Source organism: Segatella salivae F0493, assembly GCF_000477535.1.
Classification (GTDB): domain Bacteria; phylum Bacteroidota; class Bacteroidia; order Bacteroidales; family Bacteroidaceae; genus Prevotella; species Prevotella salivae.
Map to the genome: position 1 here is coordinate 25,470 of NZ_AWGW01000014.1, position 8,499 is coordinate 33,968.

Below are 8,499 nucleotides of genomic sequence, written 5' to 3' on the forward strand. Positions count from 1 at the left end.
CGCTTATTTGTAGATTTAGTCTTGCACATTTGCATATCTCGTAAATTTGTTTTATTTTCGCAGTAGAAATATTACACTACCATTGCACGAGAAACTACGTGTATGACGAAGAAGATTAAGTGGGCCATAGCTATTGTGGCCACCCCATTCATACTCTTTGGCCTATTGGCTTTGCTGTTTTACTTCCCTCCTTTTCAGAATTGGGCAGTACAACACGTGGCGTCGTATGCCTCAAAGAAGATGAAAATGGAAATCTCCGTTGATCGTGTTAAGCTTGAATTTCCTTTGAACTTGGGCATAGAAGGCGTAAAGGCTATACGCCAAAACGATTCTCTTCCGCAAGTAAAAGATACGATTGCTGACGTTCATAAGATTGTGGCAGATGTTCAGTTGCTTCCGCTTTTGCATGAAAAGGTCGAAATAAATGAACTTGCCGTGAACGACATGAAGGTCAATACGTCTAACTTTATCCATGAAGCGAGGGTCAAAGGTCATGTGGGTCGACTTGAAGTTAAGGCGCATGGCATAGACTTAGCTGCCGAAAAACTCAGGGTCAATGGTGTTCATCTACGCGATGCGCAGCTTGATGTTGCACTCAGTGATACCGTGAAAAAGGATACTGCAAAGACTGAAAACTTCTGGAAAATTAATGTAGATAAGCTTCAAATTCAGCGTTCGGCAGTGACTGTTCACATGCCAGGAGACACGCTGAAAGTACAGGTTTACATGGGTAAAACCTATGCAGAAAAGGGCTATTTCGATTTGTTCAAGGGGCTCTATCAAGTCAATACATTCGATTGGGAGAAGGGAATTCTGCGCTATGATAATAATTTTAAGCCTCGTGTTAAAGGCTTAGACTATAATCATATCGCGTTGTCTGACGTGACGATGCGCGTCGATTCTTTACGCTATATGGGCTCGGACTTGTCGTTGTTACTTCGTAAATGCGCATTCAAGGAACAGAGTGGACTCGACGTTAGCGCTTTACAAGGTAAGGTTTCGATGGACTCTTTGCAGTTAAGACTTCCTGATTTATATTTCAAAACGCCTTCTTCGGAGTTACAGGCAAAGTTAAAACTCGATTTGAATGCCTTTGATGTGCATCCTGGAGTGTTTGAACTTCAAATGCAAGGTGCCTTTGGTAAGGCCGACTTAATGCCGTTTATGTCGGCTCTTCCACGTGAGATGCGTCTGCATTGGCCTAATCGCAGACTTGCAATTCGCGGAAATGTATTTGGCAATCTGCAACACCTTCAATTAAAGAATGTGGCTATATCGCTGCCCAATGTGTTGCATTTGCGTGGAAAAGGAACGCTTTGGAATCTCACAACGCCAAAGCAATTGCGTGGCGATATGGTGCTCCATGCAAAGACAGGACGCTTAGATATGGTTACAGCGATGCTCAGTCGGAGTGTCAGACAGACTGTAAATATCCCCAATAACATGGGTGTTGACGGGCGTTTTAGATTCACAATGCAGCGCTATGAAGGACGTTTTGTGGTACAACAAGGTCAAGGCAGTGTAAAAGTTGATGGGAGTTTTGATGCTCAACGCATGGCTTATCAAGCAAAAGTTCTGGCACATCGTTTCCCTATTCAGCACTTTGTGCCTCGTATGAACTTATCGGCTTTCACTGGAAATATTAATGTTCGTGGCGTGGGAACAGATATAAAGTCTCCTCGAACACATATAACGGCGAAGGCACAAATACAGAATTTCCGTTACGATAAATATCTTCTTGATCATATAGCGGCTGATGCCACCATCTCACATGGGGTGGCCAAGGCAGTTATTCATAGTAAAAACCCTTTACTTAAAGGTGATATTGAGTTAGAAGCACTATTGAATCGGAGTGATTTGAAGGGGAATGTGTCTTGCAATCTCTCTCATGCTGACCTCTATGGACTACATTTGATGGATACGCCTTTTGCCGGTTCATTGAGAGCACGCCTTGATTTCGCATCAGATTTTAAGTATACTCATCGTTTGACAGGCTTCATAGGAAATCTTGTTATCGATGATAAAAATAAGGTGTACCATGCTGGTGACATCACTCTTGATGTTGCTACACGTCGTGATTCCACCCATACTGTGGTTAATTGTGGTGATTTTCAGCTACATTTAGAGGGGCATGGGTATTATGATCGATTGCTTTCGGAGAGTCAACACTTTATGAAAGAGTTACAACGTCAGTTGAAAAACCGCAAGATTAATCAGGTGATGTTGCGCAAGCGGCTGCCCAATGTGCGCTTATTCCTAAGAAGTGGTAAGGATAACTTCTTTGTTCACATGCTTAATCGCTATGGATATCAGTTTGCAAGAGCCAATGTTGACATGTACTCTTCACCCGTTTTAGGACTCAATGGCAATCTACAGATAGATTCACTCATTGCAGATAGCATGCAGTTGGATACTGTTAAGTTCCGCATTCGGTCTGATCATGATGAGTTTAATTACCAAGCTCAGGTCATCAATAATAAGGAAAACCCGCAGTATGTGTTTCATGCCGTGGCAGATGGACGCTTGAATGAGCGTGGCTCTTACCTGAGAACAAAGCTCTATGACGCAGATAATAAGCTTGGAGTAGATGTTGCTTTGCTGGCGGAATTAGAGCATCGAAGCATCCGTTTCAGTGTGGCTGATGCGCATCCTATTTTGGGCTATAAGAACTTTACAGTCAATGACAGCAACTATGTGCTTCTCAGTGATGACCGAAGAGTGTCGGCAAACGTTGAGTTAAGGTCCTCTGATGGCATGGGTTTGAAGGTTTATACGAATGATGGGAATTTAGATGCCTTGCAGGATGTAACGATTTCATTGCACCAATTCCAACTCCATGATATTCTTTCTGTGGTTCCTTATATGCCCAATATATCGGGAATACTTGATGGCGACTATCACTTGATTCAGACAAAAGACGAACTTTCGGTTTCATCGGATATGACAATACATCGTCTTATCTATCAGAATTGTCCGATGGGAGATATTGGAACCGAGTTTGTTTATATGCCAAAGCATGATGGTTCGCACGTCGTTGATGGTTTGTTGACGCAGAATGGTCATGAGATTGGACTTATTAATGGGAGTTATCGGTCGGGAGGTAAAGGAAATATTGATGCAAAGATTACGCTTGAGCGTACGCCTTTAAGCCTTGTCAATGGTTTTATTCCACAGCAACTTATAGGTTTTAAGGGAACGGCAGAGGGGAGTTTGTCATTAAAAGGTACATTAAAGAACCCCAATGTCAATGGAGAAGTTTATCTTGATTCTGCTTATTTAATGAGCATTCCCTATGGCATTGAGATGCGTTTCGACAATGACCCCGTGACGATTACAAACAGTAAGTTGCTCTTTGAGAACTTCCAGATGTACTCACATAACAATAGTCCATTGATTATGTCGGGTTTCTTTGACTTCTCAAACCTTGATAGAATGAACATGAATGTACGCATGCAAGCGCTTAACTTCTTACTTATTGATGCAGAAGAAAGTACTCGTTCAGAGGCATTTGGTAAGGCTTTTGTTAACTTCTTTGCGCAAATGAGTGGTCCGATCGATAATCTTTCGATGCGTGGAAAGCTTGATGTGCTTGGGTCGACTGACATGACTTATATCCTCAAAGACTCTCCTCTTACGACAGATAATCAATTGGATGAGCTTGTGAAATTTACTGATTTCAAAGATGCGAAGACGCTTGTTGTGACACGACCTCCTTTGACAGGCTTCAACATGGACCTCACCATGAACATTAGTAGCAGTGCACATATCCTTTGTGCACTAAATAGTGACAAGTCAAACTATGTTGATTTGATGGGTGGCGGAGACCTACGCATGCAATATAATACGGTAGATAATCTCCGTTTGACAGGGCGTTACACGCTCAGTAACGGTGAGATGAAGTACTCCTTACCAGTGATTCCGCAAAAGACCTTTACGATTCAAGATGGTAGTTACATAGAATTTAACGGCGATCCGATGAATCCTAAGCTCAACATCACTGCGACAGAGAAGAATAAAGCAACTGTATCTTCAAATGGAAGTGCAGGGCGTAGTGTTGAGTTTGATTGCGGAGTGAAGATTAGTAAGACACTCAACGACATGGGACTTGAGTTTATTATTGATGCGCCTGAAGACATGGAAGTCGAAAACCAGCTGAATACAATGGGAAAAGAAGCACGTGGAAAGGTTGCTGTTACAATGTTAACAACGGGCATGTACTTAACCGATGGGAACACAAATGCCTTTTCTATGAACTCCGCGCTAAGCGCTTTCCTACAAAGTCAGATAAATGGCATCGCAGGAAATGCCCTCCGTACGCTTGACTTAAGCTTCGGAGTAGATAATACAATGGACGGAAGTGGCAACCAACATACCGACTATTCATTTAAGTTTGCTAAGCGTTTATGGAACAACCGATTAAGAATCATTGTCGGCGGAAAGCTTTCGACAGGACAAGATGCTTTGAATCAGAATGAAACTTTCTTCAGTAATGTCTCTTTAGAGTATCGATTGAACGATGCGGCATCTAAATATCTGCGCGTGTTCTACGACAGAGATAGCTATGATTGGCTTGATGGTGACATGGGACAATATGGAGCTGGTTTTATTTGGAGACGCAAAGTGCTCCACTTCCGAGACCTCTTTAGATTTAAAGAGGCTAAGACTGAGCTGCCCATAATACCCAAAAAGTCGCCTGTAGAGACTCAAACTAAACCTGAAAGTGATGAAAAGAATTAACCTGTTATATCTTGTTTGCGTTGCAAGTTTACTGATTTTATCAGCTTGTTCAACGACAAAGAAGGTTCCCGATGGTGATCAGTTGTACGTTGGATTGACGAAGATAAAGTATGAAAACGATACCATTAACGACCACTTCTATGCCACTCGAGACGAAGTTGAGGCTGCTTTGGCCTGTGCTCCAAACGGTGCTTTATTCGGTAGTTCCTATTATCGTACGCCGTTTCCTTATGCACTTTGGGTTTGGAATGCATTCTCAGATGCGACTAATCCCATAGGAAAGTGGATTGCAAAATCATTCGGAAAAGCTCCTGTTTTGATGAGTTGGGTTAACCCAGAACTACGTGCTTCTGTCGCTGAATCGGTATTAAAGTCGCACGGATATTTCCATGGTAACGTCACGTTTCAAGCCATAACACAACACAATCCCAAGAAAGCTAAGTTGGGATATGTCGTTGATATGGGACATCTTTTCACGTTAGATAGCATCTCCTATGACAATTTTCCCGCTTCGGCAGATAGTCTGTTGAGGGCTAACATGGCTGATGCCAAGATTAAAAGAGGTGATCCCTTCGAAGTATCTGCCCTTGATGCAGAACGCAAACGCGTGAGCAATCTTTTCCGAAATAATGGTTATTACTACTATCAACCAGACTATGCTTCATATCTTGCAGATACACTTCTCGTGCCTGGTAAGGTGCAGTTGAAGTTCCAGTTGGCGGATTCGATGCCTTCACGTGCCTCACATAAGTGGTACATTGGTAACATTGATATGCGTCTTCAACGGCAGTTCTTCGACTCATTGAATAACGCTATCCAAACACATAAAGTCACAGTGCACTTCAAAGGGAAGCGTACGCCGATACGACCCAGCGTGATTCTCCGTGACTTAAAGCTTAGACCAAACGAACTTTTCAGCTATGATAAGTATATAGAATCGTCAAACAAGATTACGGGGAATGGGCTTTTTAGTATGGTTGATTTCCAGTTTACACCACGAGATTCATCTGAACATTGCGATACACTTGACTTAAAGTTGAATTGTTTGTTTGATAAGCCTTATGATTTCTATGTAGAAACCAACTACACGGGACGCACAAGTGGACGCATGGGACCGGGAATCGTTATAGGATTCACCAAGCGTAATGCTTTCAAAGGCGGCGAAAAGCTTGACATTAACCTAAAAGGCTCTTATGAATGGCAAACAGGTCATTCTGCAAGTGGTAAGTCGGATAACAATCATTCCTATGAATATGGTGGTGATGTTTCGTTGGAATTCCCAGTTATGTTAATGCCTTTCTTGACGCGACACCACTTTTATAGTTCACCAACAACCTTGGTTAAAGCTTCTACAAGCGTAATAAACCGTGCAGGATTCTTTAAGCGTCACATTGCATCGGGTGAGCTTTCATACACCTTTCAAACGTCGGAAACTTCAATGCATCAGTTCGCTCCATTAATCTTGGAGTATGAATATATGTCGTCACATTCAGCAAAGTTTGATGCACTTCTCAACACAACACCTTATTTAAAGATGTCGATGAAAGATCAGTTCATCCCCAAAATGCGTTACAGCTACATCTATTCAAGTCCCAAGAACTATCGAAACCCTATATGGTGGCAAACAACTGTCAGTGAGGCGGCTAATATTTTATCACTCGGTTACGTTATAGGAGGATTCAAATGGGGCAAGCACGACAAGAAGATGTTTAAGAATCCGTATGCTCAATACTTTAAGATTGAGACTGAATTCCGTAAGATTTGGCAGATGGGACGTAAGAATCAACTTGTTGGTCACATTGATATTGGCTGTATATGGGCTTATGGAAACTCGACCGTTGCACCCTGGAGTGAACAGTTTTATATAGGAGGTGCCAACAGCATTAGAGCCTTTACACTGCGCAGTATAGGTCCCGGAGCCTACTATCCTACAGCCTCAACGTCTTCATATCTCGACCAAACGGGCGATGTAAAGTTCTTGGCTAATCTTGAATATCGACCAAGATTGTTTGGCAATCTCTATGGCGCAATCTTCCTTGATGCAGGTAATGTATGGATGCTTCATGACAGATCAGATCATCCTGGCGGTCAGCTTAAGTTGAAAAACCTGCCACAACAGATGGCTTTAGGAACAGGAGTCGGCCTGCGTTATAACTTAGATTTCTTTGTCATTCGTGTTGATTGGGGCATTGGTTTACACTTGCCTTACAAGTCAGGTTTCTACAATTTACCAAACTTTGGCAGCAGTCATAGCCTGCATTTTGCTATTGGAATGCCATTCTAAGGAGAGATTTCACAGAATAAAAGTCATTCTTTTCTGCGCAGTTTCGCGATTAATTTGTACCTTTGTAGACGTCAACAGCCTTCCTTTTAAGGAGAGAATGTTGGATAATGATAATTGAGTTATCCTTACGACACATTTAATTAATCATTTAAAACATAAAGAAATGAAACCAACTTTGTTACTTTTGGCCGCCGGAATGGGTAGCCGTTATGGAGGTCTTAAACAGCTCGATGGCTTAGGACCTAATGGAGAAACCATTATGGATTATTCCATATATGACGCTATTCAGGCTGGATTTGGCAAGATAGTCTTCGTGATTCGTAAAGACTTTGAGGCTGAATTTAAGGAGAAAATCCTATCTAAGTATGAGGGACATATCCCTGCAGAACTTGTTTTTCAGAGTTTAGATGCACTCCCAGAAGGTTTTAATGTTCCTGAAGGTCGTGAGAAACCATGGGGTACTAACCATGCCGTGTTGATGGCAAAAGATGTGATTAAGGAACCTTTTTGCGTCATAAATTGTGATGATTTCTATAACCGTGACTGCTTCATGGTAGTCGGAAAGTTCCTTAATTCGTTGTCAGAAGACAGCAAGAATCGCTACGCAATGGTAGGTTTTCGCGTAGGAAACACGTTGAGTGATAACGGCACTGTAGCACGTGGAATCTGTTCAAAGGATGCCGAAGACAACTTAACTACTGTCGTAGAACGAACCGAAATAGAACGTAGAAACGGCGAAGTTCAGTATAAAGATGAGCAAGGTCAGTGGGTAACCGTAGCCGATAACACTCCTGTTTCCATGAATGTTTGGGGCTTCACTCCTGACTATTTCGATTATAGTGAGGCTTATTTCAAGGAGTTCCTTGCCAATCCTAAGAACATGACAAACCTGAAATCAGAGTTCTTTATCCCATTGATGGTGAACAAACTGATTGGTGATAAAACGGCTACGGTTAAGGTTCTTGACACTACGAGCAAGTGGTTTGGCGTAACTTATGCTGCAGACCGCCAGGGTGTTGTAGACAGAATTCAAAAGCTAATCGATGAAGGCGTTTATCCGAACAAGTTGTTTTAAGTGATTATCTGCATCATGCTCCAGCATATTTTACATGCAAACGAAGCATGATTCGGAGCAAAACAACCAATTTAATGATATCCATTTATGCGCATTTCTCCATAGAGGAGTGCGCATTTTTATATTTCTTTTTAGATTATTTTGCTGTTTCCAAACTTTGTTATACCTTTGTCGCCGTGAAAAGATTAGCAATATCATATCAAGGTAATGAAAGCATGCAAGGAAATTTGAATTTCTTTGCAACTTTTTGCACCAATAATTTGGTAGTTCCAAATAATTTGCTACTCTCTCTCTCTCTCTCTCTCTCTCTCATAGGCGCCACGCCAATAACTACACTTTAAAATTTTTTCTCCTACGCGCGCGTGAGGCGTGGTGTATCTCCCATAAACAAAGGGCTTTTCAA

At 42.0% G+C, this 8,499-nt stretch carries 3 protein-coding genes; all 3 read left to right on the forward strand.

Annotation, left to right across the window (positions count from 1 at the left end; translation table 11 throughout):
* Positions 1 to 102 precede the first annotated feature (102 nt).
* The 3 genes from HMPREF9145_RS05035 (at position 103) to HMPREF9145_RS05045 (ending at position 8,096) form a co-directional block, all read left to right on the forward strand.
* Positions 103 to 4,737, forward strand: coding sequence for a translocation/assembly module TamB domain-containing protein (locus tag HMPREF9145_RS05035; protein ID WP_021825263.1), 4,635 nt, complete (start codon positions 103 to 105; stop codon positions 4,735 to 4,737).
* Positions 4,724 to 7,021 carry a translocation and assembly module lipoprotein TamL gene (tamL, locus tag HMPREF9145_RS05040; protein ID WP_021825277.1) on the forward strand — a complete coding sequence of 766 codons (2,298 nt, stop codon included), beginning with the start codon at positions 4,724 to 4,726 and terminating at the stop codon, positions 7,019 to 7,021. Before HMPREF9145_RS05035 ends, tamL begins: the two co-directional genes overlap by 14 nt.
* Positions 7,022 to 7,184: 163 nt before the next feature.
* A complete protein-coding gene (locus HMPREF9145_RS05045) occupies positions 7,185 to 8,096 on the forward strand; it encodes a sugar phosphate nucleotidyltransferase (RefSeq protein ID WP_021825273.1) in 912 nt (303 codons plus the stop codon).
* The last annotated feature ends 403 nt before the right edge of the window (positions 8,097 to 8,499 follow it).

Bases quoted from the DNA above. Each gene is read 5' to 3' on its own strand.
- HMPREF9145_RS05035 (WP_021825263.1), top strand. From the start codon at position 103: ATGACGAAGAAGATTAAGTGGGCCATAGCTATTGTGGCCACCCCATTC.
- tamL (WP_021825277.1), top strand. From the start codon at position 4,724: ATGAAAAGAATTAACCTGTTATATCTTGTTTGCGTTGCAAGTTTACTG.
- HMPREF9145_RS05045 (WP_021825273.1), top strand. From the start codon at position 7,185: ATGAAACCAACTTTGTTACTTTTGGCCGCCGGAATGGGTAGCCGTTAT.